Genomic DNA, 19,947 nt, shown 5'->3' on the forward strand with positions numbered 1-19,947 from the left:
TTATGTTTTTGCGCCATTTCATTGTTTTCAGTTTTATCGCCCTGCTCGCCGGTTGCGCGGGTTTCGGCGCCCGCGAGTCGGTCGAGGGCCACGGCAACCCCGCCCAATGGCGTGAGCACAAACAGCAATTAACTGGCCTTGATGGCTGGCAGATCAATGGCAAGATCGGGATTCGCGCGCCTAAAGATTCGGGCAGCGGCACCCTGTTCTGGCTACAGCGTCAGGATTATTACGACATTCGCCTCTCCGGCCCCTTGGGTCGCGGCGCAGCTCGCTTGACGGGTCGCCCCGGAAAAGTCTCGCTGGAAGTTGCCAATCAGGGCCGCTACGAGGCGCCGAACCCGGAAATCCTGCTGGAAGAACAACTGGGCTGGAAGTTGCCGGTGTCCAACCTGGCCTGGTGGGTCCGCGGGCTCCCGGCACCTGAGAGTAAAAGCCGTTTGACCCTGGACGCGGACAGCCGCCTGGCCAATCTGGAGCAGGATGGCTGGCAGGTGGAATACCTGAGTTACGCCGAACAAAACGGCTTTTGGCTGCCCGAGCGCATTAAGCTGCACGGCACCGACCTTGACGTCACGCTAGTGATCAAGGAATGGCAACCACGCAAATTGGGGCAGTGAACATGACTGCTCCGCGCTTGACGCTGCCCTCCCCCGCCAAACTCAACCTGATGCTGCACATCCTGGGTCGTCGTGAAGACGGCTATCACGAGCTGCAGACTATTTTTCAATTTCTCGATTACGGCGATGAGATCACCTTCGCCGTGCGCGACGATGGCGTGATTCGACTGCACACCGAATTCGATGGCGTCCCCCATGACAGCAACCTGATCGTCAGGGCCGCGAAACAACTTCAGGAGCAATCTGGTTGTTCGCTTGGCATCGACATCTGGATCGAAAAAATCCTGCCCATGGGGGGAGGCATCGGTGGCGGCAGCTCAAATGCCGCGACGACGTTGCTCGGCTTGAACCATCTCTGGCAACTGGGTTGGGATGAGGATCGGCTGGCTGTACTGGGTCTAACGCTGGGCGCTGACGTCCCGGTTTTCGTGCGCGGTCACGCGGCTTTTGCCGAAGGCGTGGGCGAGAAACTGACCCCTGTAGACCCCGAAGAACCGTGGTATCTGGTGCTGGTGCCGCAAGTATCTGTAAGTACAGCAGAAATTTTTTCAGATCCGCTGTTGACACGTAACACTCCTCCCATTAAAGTGCGCCCCGTTCCCAAGGGAAACAGTCGAAATGACTGCTTACCGGTGGTAGCAAGGCGTTATCCTGATGTACGTAACGCATTGAATTTGTTAGGTAAATTTACCGAAGCAAAACTCACCGGAACTGGAAGTTGTGTGTTTGGGGGCTTCCCAAGCAAAGCTGAAGCTGATAAAGTCTCGGCCCTTCTTACAGAGACCCTTACAGGGTTTGTAGCAAAAGGAAGCAACGTTTCGATGTTGCATCGCAAGCTGCAAAGTCTGCTCTAAAGGAACCGAGTACTGGGTACTCGTTGCAACAGATACAGGGGCGTCGCCAAGCGGTAAGGCAGCAGGTTTTGATCCTGCCATGCGTTGGTTCGAATCCAGCCGCCCCTGCCATTTTCTATACTCATCCAGGTTACCCTCAGCCTCTAGGTACTGCGCGTGTCCAAGATGATGGTCTTTACGGGGAACGCTAACCCCGATCTGGCTCGACGTGTCGTACGTCAGCTGCATATCCCTCTCGGTGACATCTCTGTCGGCAAGTTTTCCGACGGCGAAATTACAGCCGAGATCAATGAAAACGTCCGCGGTAAAGATGTCTTCATTATTCAGCCGACTTGCGCTCCGACCAACGATAACCTGATGGAACTGGTAGTGATGGCTGATGCCTTCCGCCGCTCCTCGGCTACTCGTATCACTGCTGTAATTCCTTACTTTGGTTATGCCCGTCAGGATCGCCGTCCGCGTTCCGCACGTGTGGCTATCAGCGCGAAAGTCGTCGCTGACATGCTTACCGTAGTCGGCATCGATCGTGTTCTCACGGTTGATTTGCATGCTGACCAAATCCAGGGTTTCTTCGATATTCCGGTAGATAACATCTACGGCTCCCCAGTACTGGTGGATGACATTGAAGATCAGCGCTTCGAAAACCTGATGATTGTATCCCCGGACATTGGTGGCGTCGTGCGTGCACGTGCCGTTGCCAAATCCCTGGGTGTTGATCTCGGGATCATCGACAAACGCCGTGAGAAAGCCAATCACTCTGAAGTGATGCATATCATCGGTGATGTCGAAGGGCGTACCTGTATTCTGGTCGATGACATGGTCGATACCGCAGGCACTCTGTGCCACGCGGCCAAGGCCTTGAAAGAGCATGGCGCTGCCAAGGTTTTCGCCTACTGCACACACCCTGTGCTGTCCGGTCGGGCGATCGAAAACATTGAAAATTCCATGCTGGACGAACTGGTGGTGACCAACACCATCCCGTTGTCCGCTGCTGCTCAAGCCTGCTCGCGTATCCGTCAACTGGATATCGCGCCGGTAGTTGCCGAAGCGGTCCGCCGCATCAGCAATGAAGAATCGATCAGCGCGATGTTCCGCTAAGGGCCCTGCCCTTTTCGAATGTCTCGTTGACGAAAAGCGCCCCGCCCCGGCATTCCTGTCGGGGCGGGGCTTTTTTGCCCATATCGCCTTTAGCGCTGGTCGCAAACGCTGGGGCGAATGTGGTTATTTTGGAGATACAACATGAACGATTTTACTCTGAATGCTGAAGTGCGTTCCGACCTGGGGAAAGGTGCGAGCCGCCGCCTGCGTCGTCTCGCAAGCCTGGTACCTGCTGTAGTTTACGGTGGCGAAAAAACCCCTGAATCCATCAGCATGCTGGCTAAAGAAGTTGCCAAACTGCTCGAAAACGAAGCGGCTTACAGCCACATCATCGAGCTGAACGTTGGCGGCACCAAGCAAAACGTAATCATCAAAGCTCTGCAGCGTCACCCGGCCAAAGGCCACGTGTTGCATGCTGACTTCGTACGCGTTGTAGCTGGCCAGAAACTGACCGCTATCGTGCCTGTACACTTTGTTGGTGAAGAAGCTCCGATCAAGAAAGGCGGCGAAGTTTCGCACGTTGTTTCTGAAATCGAAGTGACCTGCCTGCCAAAAGACCTGCCTGAATTCATCGAAGTCGATCTGGCTAACGCCGAAATCGGTTCGATCATTCACCTGTCTGACCTCAAAGCCCCTAAAGGCGTTGAGTTTGTTGCTCTGGCACACGGTGATGACAAGGCTGTTGCCAACGTTCACGCCCCACGTGTTGCTCCAGAAGCTACTGAAGAAGGCGAAGCAGAGTAATTTCACTCTGTTCGCCGGAGTGACCGGTAACATCGCGGACTAGTACGTAGCGAGAAAGCGGGCGAGAACGCGGAGTTTACATAATGGTAAATGAGCACTTGTCGTCCACTTTCGCCGCACACACTTGCGGCGATGTTAACCACCACTCCAAGGAAGGGCCCCTATCGTGACTGCCATCAAACTGATCGTTGGCCTGGGAAATCCAGGCGCTGAATACGAACAGACCCGGCATAACGCAGGGGCCCTTTTTGTTGAGCGCATCGCGAACGCACAAGGCGTAAATCTTGTGGCGGATCGCAAATATTTCGGCCTGACCGGACGCTATTCGCATCAGGGTCAGGATGTTCGCCTGCTGATTCCCACCACCTACATGAACCGCAGCGGCCAGGCCGTCGCGGCACTCGCTGGATTCTTCCGCATCAAGCCTGAAGAAATCCTCGTGGCGCATGACGAACTGGACCTGCCACCGGGCGTTGCCAAACTCAAACAGGGCGGCGGCCACGGCGGTCACAACGGGTTGCGCGACATCATTGCGCAACTGGGCAATCAGAATACCTTTTACCGCTTGCGGCTAGGCATTGGCCACCCGGGCGTTGCCAGTATGGTTTCAAATTTCGTCCTGGGTCGTGCGCCACGCGCCGAACAGGAAAAACTCGATGCCAGCATCGACTTTGCCCTCGGCGTGCTGCCGGATATCCTCGCCGGTGAATGGAACCGCGCGATGAAAAACCTGCACAGCCAAAAGGCCTGACTCTTATCCGAGGGGAAACACCATGGGATTCAATTGCGGCATCGTCGGCCTGCCTAACGTCGGCAAGTCCACCCTGTTCAACGCCTTGACCAAATCCGGGATCGCGGCCGAGAACTTCCCCTTCTGCACCATCGAACCGAACACCGGTATCGTGCCGATGCCGGATGCTCGACTGGAAGCCCTGGCTGCCATCGTCAATCCAAAGCGCATCCTGCCGACCACTATGGAATTCGTCGACATCGCAGGCCTGGTTGCCGGCGCCTCGAAAGGTGAAGGCCTGGGTAACAAGTTCCTCGCCAACATCCGCGAGACCGATGCCATCGCTCACGTGGTCCGCTGCTTCGAAGACGAGAACGTGATCCACGTCTCCAACAGCGTCGACCCGAAACGCGACATCGAAATCATCGACCTGGAACTGATCTTCGCCGACCTCGACAGCTGCGAAAAGCAACTGCAGAAAGTTGCGCGCAACGCCAAGGGTGGTGACAAAGACGCGGTAGTTCAGAAAGGCCTGTTGGAGCAGTTGATCGCTCACTTCACGCTAGGCAAGCCAGCGCGGACGCTGATGAAGAACATGGGTGCCGACGACAAAGCGGTGATTCGTGGTTTCCACCTGCTGACCACCAAGCCGGTCATGTACATCGCCAACGTCGCTGAAGACGGCTTCGAGAACAACCCGCTGCTGGACATCGTGAAGGCCATCGCTGAAGAAGAAGGCGCCATGGTGGTTCCGGTCTGCAACAAGATCGAAGCTGAAATTGCCGAACTGGAAGACGGCGAAGAGAAAGACATGTTCCTCGAAGCCCTGGGCCTTGAAGAGCCAGGCTTGAATCGCGTCATTCGCGCCGGTTACGAAATGCTGCACCTGCAGACTTATTTCACTGCCGGTGTAGAAGAAGTTCGCGCCTGGACTGTCCGCGTAGGTGCTACTGCGCCACAAGCCGCAGGCGTAATCCACACCGACTTCGAAAAAGGCTTCATCCGCGCCGAAGTCATCGCCTATGACGACTTCATTCAGTACAAGGGCGAAGCCGGCGCCAAAGAAGCAGGCAAATGGCGTCTGGAAGGCAAGGATTACATCGTTAAAGACGGCGACGTGATGCACTTCCGCTTCAACGTCTAAGTTTGTTCGCAACGTAGCAACCGCCCAAGAAAAAGCCGCGTTTAATACGCGGCTTTTTTGTGCCCGTGATTCGGGTAGGAGTGTTCAGACCTTTTTGGTTCTCGGCAGGAAGATTGCCAGCACACCAAACAACGGCAGGAACGAGCACAGGAAGTACACGTACTCGATGCCGTGTATGTCCGCCAAATGCCCCAGCAGCGCCGCACCAATCCCGCCAAAACCGAACATCAGCCCGAAGAACACGCCGGCGATCATTCCGACATTGCCAGGTACCAGCTCCTGCGCATACACGACGATGGCCGAGAATGCGGACGCCAGGATGAAACCGATCACCACGCTCAGGATGCTGGTCCAGAACAGATCGACGTGAGGCAGCAGCAAGGTAAACGGCGCGACGCCAAGGATCGAAAACCAGATCACCGCTTTACGCCCGATCTTGTCGCCAATTGGGCCGCCAAAGAAGGTCCCCGCCGCCACCGCGCCCAGAAACAGGAACAAATGCAGCTGCGAACTGGCCACCGAGAGATCGAATTTCTCGATCAGGTAAAAGGTGAAGTAACTGGTAAGACTGGACATGTAGAAGTACTTGGAAAACACCAGCAGCCCGAGGACCACCAGCGCGCTGGTGACTCTGCCCTTCGACAAACCATGGGTGGCTGCCTGACCCTGTTTGAGCTTGAACAGGCTCAAGTGGTTGGCGTACCAACGGCTGATCCGATAGAGCACGAACAGCGCAAACACCGCAAACAGCCCGAACCAGGCGACGTAGCCCTGACCGAACGGAATGATGATCGCCGCAGCCAGCAAGGGACCGAAGGCCGAGCCCGCATTACCACCCACCTGAAACGTCGATTGTGCCAACCCGAAACGCCCGCCGGAGGCCAGGCGCGCCACGCGAGAAGCTTCCGGGTGAAAGGTCGAAGAACCGATACCAATCAGCCCCGCCGCCAGCAGAATCATCGGAAAGCTGCCGACCACGGACATCATCAGGATGCCAATCAACGTGCACACGGTCCCGGCCGGCAGTAGCCAGGGTTTGGGATGGCGATCAGTGTGATATCCGACCCACGGTTGCAGCAGCGACGCTGTCAGCTGAAAAGTCAGCGTGATCAGTCCGACTTGCGTAAAGGTCAAACCGTAATTGGCTTTGAGCATCGGATAGATCGACGGTAGAACCGACTGAATCAGGTCGTTGATCAAATGGGCTAGCGCCACCGCGCCGATGATGCGCATGACCAATGGGCTGCTTTGCGGGGTCGCTGATGCCGGCGAGGTGCCGGTCTGGGCATTGCTGATAGCCATAAGGGTTTCCGTACTACAAATGGGTGCAAACAGGCAGGTGCGTCAATGTGCCATTTTTCAGTGCGTCCGCGCCATCCCCTTAGCCTGCTAACGACCTTAAATAGAAAGTAATAGCGCAACGCCATGGTCTGAATCTTGCCTTAACCAACCCCTTCAACGCGGCCTCTTACAAAGGGGACCGAGAATGGGAAGTTTCGCTACAGAGTCGGCCTACAGAGCTGGCGAGGGTGGACTTTCGAGGCCTTTAAAAGGGGCACAAGTCGCGACCCCAGCGGTCTCGGCGCACGCCAATAGTGCGTGGTGCCCAGAGGAGTCATGGGGCATGCAGGCATTTTTATCACCGGGAATCGGTTTGCTGGGGCGCTTTGGCTTCGCACGCAAATTTCAGCTGTTGTTTTTGCTGTTTATTTTGCCCCTGGCGGGCAGCCTATGGATGATCGGGCTGGATTATCGGGACAAATTGAGCCTGATTTCTGGTGAACGCGCCGGGGTTCGTCAATTGCTCGCGCTGGATACGCTGGACAATCTGCTGGCCGCTCAACGCGATTGCGCAGCCCGTTGGCGTGCCACGGAAACCAATCGCCAGCCGACCCCGGCGACGCTCGCTGCCGTGGCCGGATTTGACGCGGCTCAACCGGCAGTCGCCCAAGCGGCCTCGGAATTGGGTAACGCCTTGACCGCCGAAGGTGCCAAGGACGAGACCCAAGCCCGGTATCAAGCGCTGCAAGCCGCACTCAACGGCCTGGACTCGAAAAGCCTGAGCAGCGTCGGCTGGTGGCCGGACGGTTATGACCGCTTCACCAACGCCCTGAGCGCCTTGCAGGCTCTGCGCGAACAGATCGCCATGGACACCCGCCTGACGCTCGCTCCCTGGCTGGAAACCTATCTGCTCACGCAGATCTCTACCCAACACGCACCGGACCTGATCGAACGAATCGGTCGTCTTGCCAGCGTCGGCCAAGCGTCAGTGGTCTCCGGGCAGTTCACCCTGCAAAGCCGTCTGCAACTACGTGATTTGCGCAGCCGCATCGGCGACGCCCGAGAGCAGTTGGTCAAGACCGCAAGCCTGCTGGAGGCGCGCCTGCCCAGTGCCTTGCAGAACTGGGCGGGGCAATACCATGACAGCCTCAAGCATCTGGACACCACGCTGAAGGTGCTCGATGACGGCGTGTTTGGCGGCAGCATCACCCTCAAGCCGGAAGACTTCGAGCGCAACCTGGATGCCTTGCTTGCCGATCTGGCCGCGCTGCGCCAACACTCACTGGTGTCGCTGGATCAACGGCTGGATGACTACCATGGCTCGGCGATTCGCCAGTTCATTGTGGTGGCTACGATCCTCGGCTGCTTGCTGCTGGCAGCGCTGTATCTGTTCGTCTGCCTGCAGGCCTCGATCCGTCGAAGCACCAGCGGTATCACCCTCTTGGCCGAAGCGTTGCGTGATGGCAACTTAAGCCTGCAGGTGCCGGTGCAAGGTCGCGACGAACTCGCGGCCATCAGCACCGCGCTCAACGTCGCGGTGGTGCAGTTGCGCAACAGCCTGTTGGGGGTCGATCACGAAACCTTGCAACTGGGCAACGCGGTGCGAATGCTTAATCAACATTCCAGCGGAGCCTTGGGCGAAGTCGAGGCGCAACAGCTGCAGATCAGCCAGATCGCCGCCGCCACGCAGTTGGCCGCCACCTCGCAAGGCGTCGCCCAAAGTTGCGAACAGGCGTCAGGCAGCGCCCAGCACACGCAACGCATTGCCGCCGACAGCAGTCGGGACAGCCAACGCACCACGGCGAGCATCCAGCAACTCAATCAGCGCTTGAGCGACACCGCCGCAGCCCTCGGTCGGGTCAGCGAGCAAGGGCAGCAGATCCAGCTGGTGGTGGACACCATTCGTGGCGTCGCCGAACAGACCAATCTGCTGGCACTCAACGCTGCCATCGAAGCGGCGCGTGCCGGTGACCAGGGTCGCGGCTTTGCCGTGGTCGCCGATGAGGTGCGCAGCCTGTCAAAACGCACCCAGTCATCAACCGCGCAGATTGCCAACACGGTCGACAGCCTGCGCAACACGGTGAATGAAGCGGTGAGCCTGATGGAAGCGGCGTGCAGCCAAGCCCAGAGTGATGCGCAATCGGTCACCGGTCTGGGCGAACGTCTTGGAGAAATCGCCCACGCCGTCCAGGGCGTTACCGACACGCTGGCGCAAATCGCAACCGCGGTGGAAGAACAGGCCAGCACGGCCGATGAAGTCAGTGGCAACATTCAGCAGGTTGATCAGGCGGCAGTCAGGTTGCTTGAAGGCGCACGAGCCGTGAACCTCGCGGCGGACACCTTGAGTCAGGGCAGCAAGGCATTGAGTGCCAATACGGGAAGATTTCAGCTGGGTTGACGCCCTCCTCCGGTCCGGTTTTTCGGCTCAGGAGGATAAGCGGTTGAAAGCGTAGAGAAATATTTTGTATTTACGCTTGACGCATCCCCATTACCGGTGAATAATGCGCGCCACTTGGCTACATAGCTCAGTTGGTTAGAGCATAGCATTCATAATGCTGGGGTCCGGGGTTCAAGTCCCTGTGTAGCCACCAAGTACTAAAAACGGCTTACCGAAAGGTAGGCCGTTTTTTTATGCCTCGAGAAAAGTCCCGGTAAAACCTGGAGCGGAGGTCGCCCGCTCCGGCTCGAACACTTCCCTTCAGGTGCGAACCGTCGGCAATGCAGCCAACGCCTTCTCCCATATCTGCCAGGTCCGCAGCCAGACCATCGCCTGCCAGTCACTGTCAGCGGGATAGAACTGTTCCAGCAAATTCAGTTTGATCCCGCGCCCCGTCCTGCCGCTCGGGTCGCCATGCAGATGCAGCCAATGATCATCGCGCAAATGACGATGAACCTCAGGCCCCGGATAGGTCCCGCACTCGATCACAAAAGGCATCAACTTCACCTTCGGCAAGGCATCGATCAGCGCTTGAGAGGTATAGCCGGTGGCCGTTGCCGCAACGCCGGTTTCACTCAATGTGTCGGCACCGGTCAGCAGGGTGTAAAGCCAGGGGCCGTAGATCGCCTGGGCATCGGGAAGTGCCGGGTAGGCCGCTTCGGTGATGGTCAGCAACATCGGATGACCGTACTCGCCGGCGCCTGTGTGCAAGTCGAAACACATGGCCACTTCTGCATGACTGATGTGTTTCTGCAGGATCTGGTGCAACGTCCGGTTTGACCAGCTCGGCGCCAGCCCGCCATAAAACAGACCATCGGGATGACGGTGCTGCCCGCCTTCGACAATCGACATCACCGCTGGCCAGCCGTGTTCGCGGATGTTCTTTTCGAGCAGCGCATCGGCGTGATCACGCTCCGGCCCTTCGAGCTCGGTGCAAGCATAGATCTCATGCAACGCGGCATAGGCCTGATTGTCTGGCAGCGCTCGCTCGAAGTTCAGGTGATTGCGGTTAAGGTCGATGTTGTCTTCGTTGACCCGACGCAACCATGCGGTGCCCCAGGGATTGATCAAATGAATCATCACCACCGCCACATCAGCGGGAAGTGAGCGCTTGCCCAGTTCCTGCAACCATCGGGTCTGGCAGCCCGAACCGTAGAACCCTTCGACGCCGTGGGTGCCGCTCAGCGCGATCAGCAAGCGCCTGGCGTGCGGATCGCCGAGTACCGCTACATCGGTGCTGAGCGGCTCACCGAACGGTCCCTTGAGAGGATGCGGGTACTCGGTCAGTGATGCGCCGGCGGAGTTCGCTGCCGCGAGGAATTGTTCACGCAGCGTGCGATAGCCTGGCTGGGAGGGAAACTCGGTGTGCATGCCTGCCTCTTGTTGATCTTCTGGTCAGTCTGATGATCACGACCCTACAGAAAATAGCTCAGTTCATGAAGGACAAAAGCGTCTTTACTGTAGGCCCTGGTTTGCTTCACCGGATGTCGGTCGATACAGTCCCCGGATCTTTTCCCACGGACGGAGTGCCCCACGTGTCTTCAGTTTTCCACTTGAGCCGCTATCGCCTTTCAGCGTTGTCATTGATTGTCACTGCATTAACGCTGGTCGCCTGCGCCCCACCCTCTTCAACTCTGCCCCTCGCTCCGGAAGCTGCTTCGGGCTTTCGCACCGACCTGCAGACCCGTCACGCGACAAAACACATGGCCGCCGCAGCGAATCCGCTGGCAGCCGAAGCCGGCCGGGACATGTTGCGCCAAGGGGGGTCGGCCATTGATGCCGCCATCGCGATGCAGGCCGTGCTGACACTGGTCGAGCCACAATCCTCGGGCATCGGTGGTGGTGCGTTGATCGTGTTGTGGGACGGCAAGAACGTGCGCACCTATGACGGTCGCGAAACCGCCCCTGCCGGCGCGACCGAAAAACTGTTTCTCCAAGCCGACGGCACACCGATGCCATTTACCCAGGCTCAGATTGGTGGTCGTTCCGTGGGGACGCCTGGCGTTTTGCGCGCGCTTGAACTGGCGCATCAGAAGCACGGTCGTTTGCCTTGGGCGAAGCTGTTCGAGCCGGCCATCACACTTGCAGAGCAAGGATTTGCCATCTCGCCGCGACTTCACCGTTTGATTGCCGCGGATTCGTCCCTTCGCCGATCACCCGAGATGGTGGCGTATTTCCTGAGTGCCGATGGCAGCCCGAAAGCCGTTGGTACGCGACTGCAAAACCCGGCGCTCGCTGGCGTGCTCCGACGCATTGCCCACGAAGGGCCGGACGCACTGTACAAAGGTCCTGTCGCCGAAGAGATCGTCACCAAGGTTCAAGGACACGCCAACCCCGGCAGCCTGTCGCTGAACGACCTCAAAGTTTATAGCGCCAAGGAACGTGCACCGCTGTGCACCGATTACAAGCGCTGGCAGGTCTGCGGCATGCCCCCTCCCTCGTCGGGAGGCATTGCCGTAGCACAAATCCTCGGCACGCTGGAGGCCTTGGAGTCTCGTGATAAACGCTTCGCCCTGGCGCCCATGAAACCGCTTAAGACCGGCGCACCTGCGGGTATCGAACCCACCCCCGACGCCGTGCACCTGATCTCCGAAGCCGAGCGACTGGCCTATGCCGACCGCGCGCAATACGTCGCTGACACAGACTTCGTGCCCGTCCCCGTCAAAGGCCTGGTGGACCCGACTTATCTGACCAGCCGGGCCACCCTGATCGGTGATCGCAGCATGGGCACGGCCAAACCGGGCACACCGCCCGGCATTCAGGTCGCCTACGCGCCGGACCGTTCACCACTTCGCATTTCCACCTCGCAAGTCGTGGCCGTCGATGACCTGGGCGGTGCGGTGTCCATGACCACCACCGTGGAGTCCGCCTTCGGTTCACACCTGATGGTGCAAGGCTTTCTGCTGAACAACCAGATGACCGATTTTTCGTTCATCCCCGAAGAGAACGGGCAGAAAGTCGCCAACCGCGTCGAACCCGGCAAACGCCCCCGCTCGTCCATGGCGCCCACGTTGATCTTTGATCGCCAGAGCGGCGAGTTCGTGGCCACCCTCGGATCCCCTGGCGGCTCGCAGATCATCGAGTACGTCGCCAAGACCACCATCGGCCTGCTCGACTGGAACCTCGACCCGCAAGCCGCCATCAGCCTGCCCAACTTCGGCAGCCGCAACGGCCCGACGGAGCTGGAACAAGGGCAATTCAGCGCAGGGCTGATTCAGGCGTTGAAGGACAAAGGTCACAGCGTCAACGAGATCGACATGACCAGCGGGACTCAGGCGATTGTTCGGGTCAGGGATGCGCAGGGCAACGTGTCTTGGGCGGGCGGGGCTGATCCACGGCGCGAGGGGGAAGCGTTGGGGGATTGAGTCCTACAAACGACGGAAAGGGCTTACTCCGGGGTAAGCCTTTTTCATAGGTTATACATCCTGGTACGTCAGTTAGCATGGCCTTTTCCTACCCGCAAACAGCTGGCTCTTGGGTAGAGTGCAGCAGCATTTTTTCTCCAGCACTCTTCAACCAGACTTGCATAAGTCCCACCACGGGACTAGGGTTATGCCATGAGAATCATCGCTGTTAGTCAGTTGAAAGGTTTTTGGAAGAAGCACCCGGAATCAGAACAATCCTTTCTCGCCTGGATTGACGAGACAAGAAATGCTCAGTGGAAAACACCTGCCGACGTAAAACAGCACTTTGCAACGGCAAATATTCTTAAAAGCCGTAGGGTCGTGTTCAACATAAAAGGCAATGACTTCAGACTGGTCGTTGCTGTGGCCTATCGCTTCGGCGCCGTGTACATAAAATTTGTCGGTACTCACAAGCAGTACGATGCAATCGACGTTGATACTGTCGATATGGAGCAAACATGAATATTCATCCGATTCACACCGACGAGGACTACCGCGCAGCGCTCAAGAATATCTCACCACTATTCGACAACGAACCTGAGCCAGGAACTGCTGAAGGTGATTACTTCGACATAATGATCACGCTAATCGAAGCGTATGAATCGAAGCAGTTTCCCGTAGACCTTCCAAATCCTATCGACGCGATCAAATTTCGTATGGAGCAATCCGGATTGTCTGCCGTCGACCTGGTGCCTGCTATTGGTCGAACAAACAGAGTGTATGAGGTGCTCAACGGCAAGCGCGCATTGACGCTTCCAATGATTTGGAAACTTCATGAGTTGTTTGGGATACCTCCAGGAAGCCTTATCAAGCCCATTAAACGGGCTTAATCCTTGTCTTCACGATCACACCTTTCGTTCAGACTCAGTTCCGTCGAGGCAGATATCCGCACCGATATTCGCTGCACCACGGATTATCGCGAAATCTTTAAAACCCGCCGTGCTTCGTGCTTCTCCAGCGCCAGCTCGATCAATCGGCTGACGAGCTCGCTGTAGGTCATGCCAGTGGCCTGCCACAGCTTGGGGTACATGCTGATGCGAGTGAAGCCTGGCAAGGAATTGATTTCGTTGATCAACACTTGCCCGTTGTCGGTCAGGAACACATCGACCCGCGCCAGACCGGAACAGCCCAACACGTGGAACGCCTCGACCGCCATCGCGCGAATGCGCTCACTGGCCTCGACACTGATAGTGGCGGGCACCACCACCTCAGCAGCCTGAGCATCAATGTACTTGCTGTCATAGGAGTAAAAACCGCTGCGCACGACAATCTCGCCGCACCCACTGGCGATGGCGTCCTCGTTGCCGAGCACGGCGCACTCGATCTCGCGGCCGCTGACGGCGGATTCGATCAACACTTTTTCATCAAACCCCAGCGCCAGCTCGACGGCAGCCGTGTATTCGGCTTCATCGCTGACTTTGCTCACGCCCACGGAAGATCCCTGATTCGCCGGTTTGACGAACAGCGGCAGTCCTAGTTTGTCCTGCACTTCGGTGAAACCGGTGCGTGCAGCGGAGGTGCGGGTCAGGGTCACGAAGGGCGTTACCGCCAACCCGGCATCGCGCAGCAGTCGCTTGCTGATGTCCTTGTCCATGCACACGGCCGAACCGAGTACGTCGGAGCCGACAAAAGGCAGGTCCGCCATGCGCAATAAACCTTGCAGGCAGCCATCCTCACCGAGGGTGCCGTGGACGATCGGGAAGATCACATCCACATGCCCCAGCAGTTCCTGATTGGAGGTTTCGACCAGTTGCTGGCGGGCCTTGCCGGGCACGACGGCCAGTTCACGGTTGGACTGATTGAGCGCAATCAGCGCCGGATTTTCCTGGTTGAGCAAAAAATTCGAAGGGTCATTGAGGTGCCAGTGGCCTTGCTTGTCGATACCGATCAGCACCGGCTCGTAACGCGAACGATCCAGTGCATCGACGATGTTTTTCGCCGACTGCAACGACACTTCATGTTCAGCCGAACGGCCACCAAAAATAATACCTACCCGCAGTTTGCTCATTCGGAACTCCTCAACGATTGGCCACCAGATGCGCACCGAACAGCAGGTAACAACTGCCGGCAAAGCGATCCAGCCATTTACGTGAACGGTTATAGCCTCGGGCCATCCGGCGGCTGGAAAACAGCAACGCCACGCTGCAATACCAAGTGAAAGACAAGGTCGCCATGGTCAGCACAGCCAGCGCCAGCAACGTCGTTGGTACGGACGCGGGCATTGCGGTCGCGAAGATCGTCGCAACAAACAGGGCTGACTTGGGATTGGTCATATTGCCCAAAAATCCCTGGCCATAGACAGACAGCAACGTGCGCCTCGCCTCGCCAGGTGAGCCATTTTCGCCTGCAACCAACGGCGGTTTGCGCTTGAACTGCTTCAGGCCCAGATAGATCAGATAACAGCCACCCGCAATCTTGAAACTCAGGTAGAGCGTCGGTGCCATGCTGAACAGCGATTTGATTCCCAGCCCGCCCGCAATCCCCCACAGCACCGTGCCTGTCGCCACTCCCAGGGCGGCCACGATTCCGTGGCGCTTGGAGTGACTGGCGGCCAATTGCGCGATGTTGAAAAAATTGGGCCCCGGTGTCACCACCGCAACCGTCCACAACAGGGCCAGTGATAACAACGCGGAGGTGTAGCTCAGGGGGGATAGTTCCATGAGGTGGGTCGCCTTCTTGGCTTCATCGGATGCGCAACACATTGCAACATTTACCCTGGGTTTTCCACTCAAATGGAGCCTGCCATCGGCCAGAAGACAGCTGGCAGGTCACTGGGTTAACGTGTTCTGCATCGAGCTTGAGACAACGTGACCATGGCCAGCCCCCCACCTCACAATGACTGGTTTCACCGCGCCCCCGATGTCGGCGGTCTTCAGCGTTTCGAGGCGTTTTTTGCGGGCCATGGCTACGACCTGCACCGTCACGATACATACGCCATCGGCAATACACTGGCCGGTGTGCAGCGTTTTCAATACCGCGGAGGCTGGCGCCATAGCCTGCCCGGCGGGACGATGGTGCTGCACCCGGACGAGGTACACGATGGCGAGGCAGGGACCGAGATCGGGTTTCAATACCGAATGATGTACATCGAGCCGGCGATGATCCAGCAGATGCTGGGCGGTCAGCCACTGCCGTTCATCAAGGATGGGCTGTCGACCGACTTACGCTTGTTCGCGGCTACGCAAGTGTTGCTGCGCAGTCTGGCTTGTCCTCTCGATCCGCTGGAGGAGCTGGACGCGCTGTTCGACCTGGCACAAGCCCTGAATAACGCCGCCGGAGTCTCCACCACCACCCGCCCCACCTTTGACTATGTGGCAGCGGAACGCGCGCGGGAATACATGCACAGCGCGTTGAACCGGACGGTGACACTGGACGAACTGGCCCACCACAGCGGCCGGGATCGCTGGAGTCTATCGAGGGACTTTCGCCTGTTGTTCGGCACCAGCCCTTATCGATACCTGACCATGCGGCGCCTGGACCTGGTGCGCTCGCTGTTGATTCAGGGCCAGTCACTGGTGAATGCATCGTTGATTGCCGGTTTCACCGATCAGAGCCACATGACCCGTCACTTCGCCAAAACCTACGGATTGTCGCCGGCCCGCTGGATGAAAATGCACCGGCCTTGAGCCACGCACAATCGTACAAGAAGCAGGCTTATACGTTGGTTATCGTGGCTTCACGATCAATCACGAGAGTTGCTTCATGAACGCTTACAAAAGCCTGAACTTCGCCGAAAAAATCTCCCGGGTTGGCCCGCACTGGACGCCTCGGGTCATCGCCGAAATGAACGATTACCAGTTCAAGGTAGTGAAGTTGTCAGGGGATTTCATCTGGCATGACCACTCCGATACCGATGAAGCCTTCATCGTTCTTGAAGGCCGGCTGCGCATCGATTTTCGCGATGGCCACGTGCTGGTGAACGCTGGCGAGATGTATGTGGTGCCCAAAGGAGTCGAGCACAAACCGTTCGCGGAGCAGGAGGTAAAGCTCCTGCTGATCGAACCCAAGGGCGTGCTCAACACGGGTAACAAAGGGGGTGAGCGCACGGCTCAGAATGACGTATGGGTGTAAGAGTCCCCGGTAGAAGCAAGCGGGCTGGTGCCAATCGTGTATTTATAACGTCTTGCCGTCCACCGGGTCGCCAATGGTCAGGAAGTGCCCGCCTGCCACGTGGTGCAAGGTTCGCAGAGCGTCATGCCCCTCAAAGTGCCAGCGTCCGTTACTGAAGACACGATCATCGGCCTGAGCGGCGATGACTTCGGCGAGGAACAGATCGTACCGCTCGTGGTTTCCGGGTTCTGGCAGCAGCCGGCATTCAAGCCAGGCGACGCAACCTTCGAGCATTGGAGCGTCGATCAACTCCGCACTGAAGGTCGGCAAGCCATAGGCCTGGAACTTGTCCTTTCCCTGGTCCCGGTTGATGTCCAGGCCTGATGTCGAGCCTACGGTCTGGACGATATCGGCCTGGGCTGCACAAGGAACGTTCAGCACAAACGTCCCCGAAGCTTCCAGCAACTGCCGGGTCCAGGTGGACTTGTCCAGCACCACGGCAATTTTTGGCGGCTCGAAATCCAGCGGCATGGCCCAGGCTGCCGCCATGATGTTGCGTTGCCCGTCGTGAGCCGCGCTGACCAGCACGGTCGGGCCGTGGTTGAGCAGGCGATAGGCTTTGGACAGGGCAACCGGTTGGCGATGGGAAGCGGTCATGGTGTCTGCTCCAGAAGAAAGCGCCGATTGTAGCGGGTCCAGTCCTGTCCCGATCAAGTTGCCAGCTGATTGGCAAATTGCCCCACCGCGCTCACCACTTTCTTCGCACCGTCCTGAATTTCGACGATCACCGTGCCCGCCTCCGCCGCCAGCGCCAGGCCTTGTTCCGCCTGAAGCTTGCCTTCGGTCATCAAGGCAACGGCGTTACGCGCCATGTCCTGGTTCTGCCGTACCACGCCGACGATTTCATCGGTGGCCTGGCTGGTGCGTGAAGCCAGCTGACGAACTTCGTCCGCCACTACCGCAAAACCCCGGCCCTGCTCGCCGGCGCGCGCGGCTTCGATCGCCGCGTTCAGCGCCAGCAGGTTGGTCTGTTCGGCAATGCCGCTGATGGTTTTGACGATGGTGCCGATCACCAGCGATTGATCGTTCAACGCTTCGATGCCTTCACTGGCGGTTTGCATGTGTTTGGCCAGATCGCGCATTACGTCAACCGCCTGGGTCACCACGGCGTTACCGCGCTGGGCGCTATGGTCCGTTTGCTGGGAGGTGCTATAAGCAATGTTTGCGGCTTCCGCGACGGCTTGTTCCTGGTTCACCAGATCGGTGATCACCGTGGCGAACTTCACAATTTTGTAGAGCATGTTGTTGGCATTGACCACGGGGTTGTAGGACGCCTCCAGCCAGACTGTACGACCATGGCTATCGATGCGCTTGAAGCGGTCAGCCACGAATTCGCCCGCATTCAAGCGGCGCCAGAAGTTCTGATACTCGGCACTGTTGTACTCCTCGGGCACGCAGAACGTGCGGTGATGCTTGCCCTTGATCTGCGCCAGGCTGTAACCCATGCCACTGAGAAACCGGTCGTTGGCCGTCAGCACGTTGCCACCGAGATCAAACTCGATCACCGCCGTGGATCGCACCAGCGCGCCGATCAGGTTTTCATGCTCGCGGGACGCTTCGATGGTGCGGGTCAGGTCGCTGGAGTAAATCGAGAAGTGCTTGATCCGACCGTCCGCAGAGCGAACCGGCTGCATGATCGAGCGCAGCCAGGCTTCCTGACCATCACCGCGCAACAAACGCAACGCGCCGGCAAAATGCTCGCCTCGAGTGAGTGCGGTTTTGAAACGGTGGTGGAACTCATCCGACTTCACATGGGCTGGCACGATGTCGTCGATGTGTCGACCGATCAGTTCGTGGCCCTTGTAGAGCATCTCATCGATGAAGTTCGGGTTGGTCGATTGAATTCGCCCGTCAGGATCGAGCGCCAGGACCAGCATTTCGCTTTCCAGACTGTCCTTCACTTGCTGAAGGCTGGAGAGTTCTTCACGAAGAGCCGACAGCTCCTGCTTCAAGCGTTTATTGAACATGGGATGCACCGATGGACAGGGGTAGAAAGCGAACTGCAGCCCTAGCCATCGGCTTTGGAGATGTTTTCTGAAGAGCGTTTCAGGGGGCTCCTGCAAAAATAGTTGCGGCGCGTGAGGCGCCTTCTCCGTTTACGCCGCACCAGCCGCCGGGCAACGTCCGACACTCGGCATTCGCGCGCCGAAATACGCGGCGCTGATCACTCCCACTGTTCCCATTACTGCACTGAAGATCACGCAGATCCATGGGCTCCAGGGCATCAAGCCGATCAGCAACAACGGTGTGACACTCGCCCACGCGGCGTAGGCAATGTTGTAGGTGAAGGAAATGCCGGAAACGCGAACCCGCGCCGGGAACAGGCTGACCATCACTGATGGCACGGCACCCACCACCCCGCAACACAGACCGGCAATCGCGTACGCCAGGCCAATCCAGTCTGCGCCAGTGATCAGGCAGGCGTAGAGCACGCCAATCCCCATCGGCAGCAGCAGGCTATACAGCATGACGGTGCGCCACGCGCCGATGCGATCGACCAGCAGCCCGGCGAGTACACACCCGATGTTCAAGAACACGATGCCCAGGGCGCTAAGCCCGAAGGTATAGCTGGCGGTCATGCCGAAGGTTTTCTGCATCATGGTCGGGGTGATGACGACGAAGACCACCACCGCCGACGTCAGTACACAGGTCAGGATCATCGCCGGCAGCATCGCCAGACGATGTTCGCGCAGGACCGTGCGCAACGGCAGTTCGACCGCCGCATCCCGCTTGGCTTGCATCGCCATGAACACTGGGGTCTCGCTGAGCCAGCGGCGCAACCACACGCCGATCACACCAAAGACTCCGCCGAGCAGGAACGGATAACGCCAGGCGAAATCGAGGATTTCTGCCGGGGTGAACGTTTGCGCCAGAATCGTCGCCGTGAGCGCACCGAGCAGGTAGCCGAACGTCAATCCCGCCTGCAGGAACCCCAGCGCATAACCGCGGTGCCCGGCCGGCGCGTGCTCGGCAACAAACACCCAGGCACTCGGCACTTCACCACCCACCGCCGCACCTTGCAGGATCCGCAGGGCCAACAGCAGCAACGGCGCGAAATACCCGATCTGGGCATAAGTGGGCATGATCCCGATCAGCAGGCACGGGAGCGCCATCATCAGGATGCTCAGGCTGAAGACTTTCTTGCGCCCCATCCTGTCGGCGAAATGCGCCATCAGAATTCCGCCCAACGGCCGTGCCAGATAGCCCGTGGCGAAGATCCCGAAGCTTTGCAGCAAGCGCAGCCACTCGGGCATTTCCGGTGGAAAGAACAGCTGGCTGAGGGTCAGGGCAAAAAACACGAAAATGATGAAATCGTAGATTTCCAGCGCGCCACCAAGGGCTGCAAGGCCGAGGGTCTTGTAATCCGAACGGGTGAAGGGCGTCGGGCGCGAATCGGTTTGGGCAGTCATGTAAAAAAACTCTGGCATAGGCAAAAACCAAGGCGCCCATGGTCTACGGAAAAGCGCTCATGGACAACCCGAACTGCCCTCTGGGTTGGTTTTTAGCCGTGCTCTGTGCATTGAA

At 58.2% G+C, this 19,947-nt stretch carries 19 protein-coding genes, 2 tRNA genes and 1 pseudogene; 14 read left to right on the top strand and 8 right to left on the bottom strand.

Annotation, left to right across the window (positions count from 1 at the left end):
* The first annotated feature begins 2 nt into the window (after window positions 1-2).
* From lolB to ychF, 7 genes are all read left to right on the top strand, one after another.
* Window positions 3-620, top strand: a complete 618-nt coding sequence (gene lolB, locus ACA063_RS24590) for a lipoprotein insertase outer membrane protein LolB (RefSeq protein ID WP_497663705.1) — start codon at window positions 3-5, stop codon at window positions 618-620.
* A gap of 2 nt (window positions 621-622) precedes the next feature.
* Window positions 623-1,474 carry a 4-(cytidine 5'-diphospho)-2-C-methyl-D-erythritol kinase gene (gene ispE / locus ACA063_RS24595; RefSeq protein ID WP_497666584.1) on the top strand — a complete coding sequence of 284 codons (852 nt, stop codon included), beginning with the start codon at window positions 623-625 and terminating at the stop codon, window positions 1,472-1,474.
* Window positions 1,475-1,510: 36 nt separating this feature from the next.
* Window positions 1,511-1,585 (top strand) — tRNA-Gln (locus ACA063_RS24600).
* A 45-nt stretch (window positions 1,586-1,630) separates the two neighbouring features.
* Window positions 1,631-2,572, top strand: a complete 942-nt coding sequence (locus ACA063_RS24605) for a ribose-phosphate pyrophosphokinase (RefSeq protein ID WP_003208392.1) — start codon at window positions 1,631-1,633, stop codon at window positions 2,570-2,572.
* A 141-nt stretch (window positions 2,573-2,713) separates the two neighbouring features.
* Window positions 2,714-3,316 (top strand): 50S ribosomal protein L25/general stress protein Ctc, encoded by a 603-nt coding sequence (locus ACA063_RS24610; RefSeq protein WP_497663706.1) that lies wholly within the window; start codon window positions 2,714-2,716, stop codon window positions 3,314-3,316.
* Between the two features lie 166 nt (window positions 3,317-3,482).
* Window positions 3,483-4,067 carry an aminoacyl-tRNA hydrolase gene (pth, locus tag ACA063_RS24615; RefSeq protein ID WP_008037207.1) on the top strand — a complete coding sequence of 195 codons (585 nt, stop codon included), beginning with the start codon at window positions 3,483-3,485 and terminating at the stop codon, window positions 4,065-4,067.
* 22 nt (window positions 4,068-4,089) lie between these two features.
* Complete coding sequence (gene ychF / locus ACA063_RS24620) at window positions 4,090-5,190, top strand: redox-regulated ATPase YchF (RefSeq protein ID WP_162439689.1); 1,101 nt, start codon at window positions 4,090-4,092, stop codon at window positions 5,188-5,190.
* A gap of 84 nt (window positions 5,191-5,274) precedes the next feature.
* Here the strand turns inward: ychF and ACA063_RS24625 are convergent, their stop codons facing one another.
* Window positions 5,275-6,492 (bottom strand): MFS transporter, encoded by a 1,218-nt coding sequence (locus ACA063_RS24625; protein WP_497663707.1) that lies wholly within the window; start codon window positions 6,490-6,492, stop codon window positions 5,275-5,277.
* 322 nt (window positions 6,493-6,814) lie between these two features.
* Here ACA063_RS24625 and ACA063_RS24630 point away from each other — a divergent pair, with 322 nt between their 5' ends.
* Together ACA063_RS24630 and ACA063_RS24635 are read left to right on the top strand one after the other, a co-directional pair.
* Window positions 6,815-8,869 carry a methyl-accepting chemotaxis protein gene (locus ACA063_RS24630; RefSeq protein ID WP_497663708.1) on the top strand — a complete coding sequence of 685 codons (2,055 nt, stop codon included), beginning with the start codon at window positions 6,815-6,817 and terminating at the stop codon, window positions 8,867-8,869.
* Between the two features lie 116 nt (window positions 8,870-8,985).
* Window positions 8,986-9,062: transfer RNA gene (locus ACA063_RS24635), tRNA-Met, on the top strand.
* 107 nt (window positions 9,063-9,169) lie between these two features.
* On the opposite strand, the gene ACA063_RS24640 is transcribed toward ACA063_RS24635, so the two are convergent.
* Complete coding sequence (locus ACA063_RS24640; RefSeq protein ID WP_497663709.1) at window positions 9,170-10,279, bottom strand: DUF2817 domain-containing protein; 1,110 nt, start codon at window positions 10,277-10,279, stop codon at window positions 9,170-9,172.
* 164 nt (window positions 10,280-10,443) lie between these two features.
* Here ACA063_RS24640 and ggt point away from each other — a divergent pair, with 164 nt between their 5' ends.
* The 3 genes from ggt (at window position 10,444) to ACA063_RS24655 (ending at window position 13,142) form a co-directional block, all read left to right on the top strand.
* Window positions 10,444-12,273 carry a gamma-glutamyltransferase gene (gene ggt / locus ACA063_RS24645; RefSeq protein WP_497663710.1) on the top strand — a complete coding sequence of 610 codons (1,830 nt, stop codon included), beginning with the start codon at window positions 10,444-10,446 and terminating at the stop codon, window positions 12,271-12,273.
* Between the two features lie 192 nt (window positions 12,274-12,465).
* On the top strand, window positions 12,466-12,774 hold the full coding sequence (locus ACA063_RS24650; RefSeq protein ID WP_497663711.1) for a type II toxin-antitoxin system HigB family toxin: 309 nt from the start codon (window positions 12,466-12,468) through the stop codon (window positions 12,772-12,774).
* Entirely contained in the window at window positions 12,771-13,142 is a 372-nt protein-coding gene (locus tag ACA063_RS24655) for a helix-turn-helix domain-containing protein (RefSeq protein ID WP_497663712.1), read from the top strand. The genes ACA063_RS24650 and ACA063_RS24655 overlap by 4 nt, the downstream gene beginning before the upstream one ends.
* An 83-nt stretch (window positions 13,143-13,225) precedes the next feature.
* Here the strand turns inward: ACA063_RS24655 and ddlA are convergent, their stop codons facing one another.
* Both ddlA and ACA063_RS24665 read right to left on the bottom strand, forming a co-directional pair.
* Window positions 13,226-14,320 (bottom strand): D-alanine--D-alanine ligase, encoded by a 1,095-nt coding sequence (gene ddlA / locus ACA063_RS24660; protein ID WP_497663713.1) that lies wholly within the window; start codon window positions 14,318-14,320, stop codon window positions 13,226-13,228.
* A gap of 10 nt (window positions 14,321-14,330) precedes the next feature.
* The gene (locus ACA063_RS24665) at window positions 14,331-14,972 is read right to left on the bottom strand and encodes a LysE family translocator (protein WP_497663714.1); all 642 of its coding nucleotides are present in this window, start codon (window positions 14,970-14,972) and stop codon (window positions 14,331-14,333) included.
* Window positions 14,973-15,125: 153 nt separating this feature from the next.
* Here ACA063_RS24665 and ACA063_RS24670 point away from each other — a divergent pair, with 153 nt between their 5' ends.
* Together ACA063_RS24670 and ACA063_RS24675 are read left to right on the top strand one after the other, a co-directional pair.
* Window positions 15,126-15,938: an AraC family transcriptional regulator gene (locus ACA063_RS24670; protein ID WP_497663715.1), complete on the top strand. Its 813-nt coding sequence runs from the start codon at window positions 15,126-15,128 to the stop codon at window positions 15,936-15,938.
* 76 nt (window positions 15,939-16,014) lie between these two features.
* Window positions 16,015-16,383: a cupin domain-containing protein gene (locus ACA063_RS24675; RefSeq protein WP_497663716.1), complete on the top strand. Its 369-nt coding sequence runs from the start codon at window positions 16,015-16,017 to the stop codon at window positions 16,381-16,383.
* 42 nt (window positions 16,384-16,425) lie between these two features.
* Here ACA063_RS24675 and ACA063_RS24680 read toward each other — a convergent pair whose 3' ends face one another.
* The 4 genes and pseudogenes from ACA063_RS24680 to ACA063_RS24695 form a co-directional block, all read right to left on the bottom strand.
* Window positions 16,426-17,019 (bottom strand): flavin reductase family protein, encoded by a 594-nt coding sequence (locus tag ACA063_RS24680; RefSeq protein ID WP_497663717.1) that lies wholly within the window; start codon window positions 17,017-17,019, stop codon window positions 16,426-16,428.
* A gap of 53 nt (window positions 17,020-17,072) precedes the next feature.
* Window positions 17,073-17,633, bottom strand: coding sequence for a methyl-accepting chemotaxis protein (locus ACA063_RS24685; protein WP_497666585.1), 561 nt, complete (start codon window positions 17,631-17,633; stop codon window positions 17,073-17,075).
* A pseudogene (locus tag ACA063_RS24690) lies at window positions 17,613-18,389 on the bottom strand (PAS domain-containing protein); the annotation flags it as partial. The gene ACA063_RS24685 and the pseudogene ACA063_RS24690, both read right to left, overlap by 21 nt.
* 129 nt (window positions 18,390-18,518) lie before the next feature.
* Window positions 18,519-19,832, bottom strand: a complete 1,314-nt coding sequence (locus ACA063_RS24695) for an MFS transporter (protein WP_497663718.1) — start codon at window positions 19,830-19,832, stop codon at window positions 18,519-18,521.
* Window positions 19,833-19,947 lie beyond the last annotated feature (115 nt).

It is taken from the genome of Pseudomonas sp. LBUM1643 (assembly GCF_059716215.1).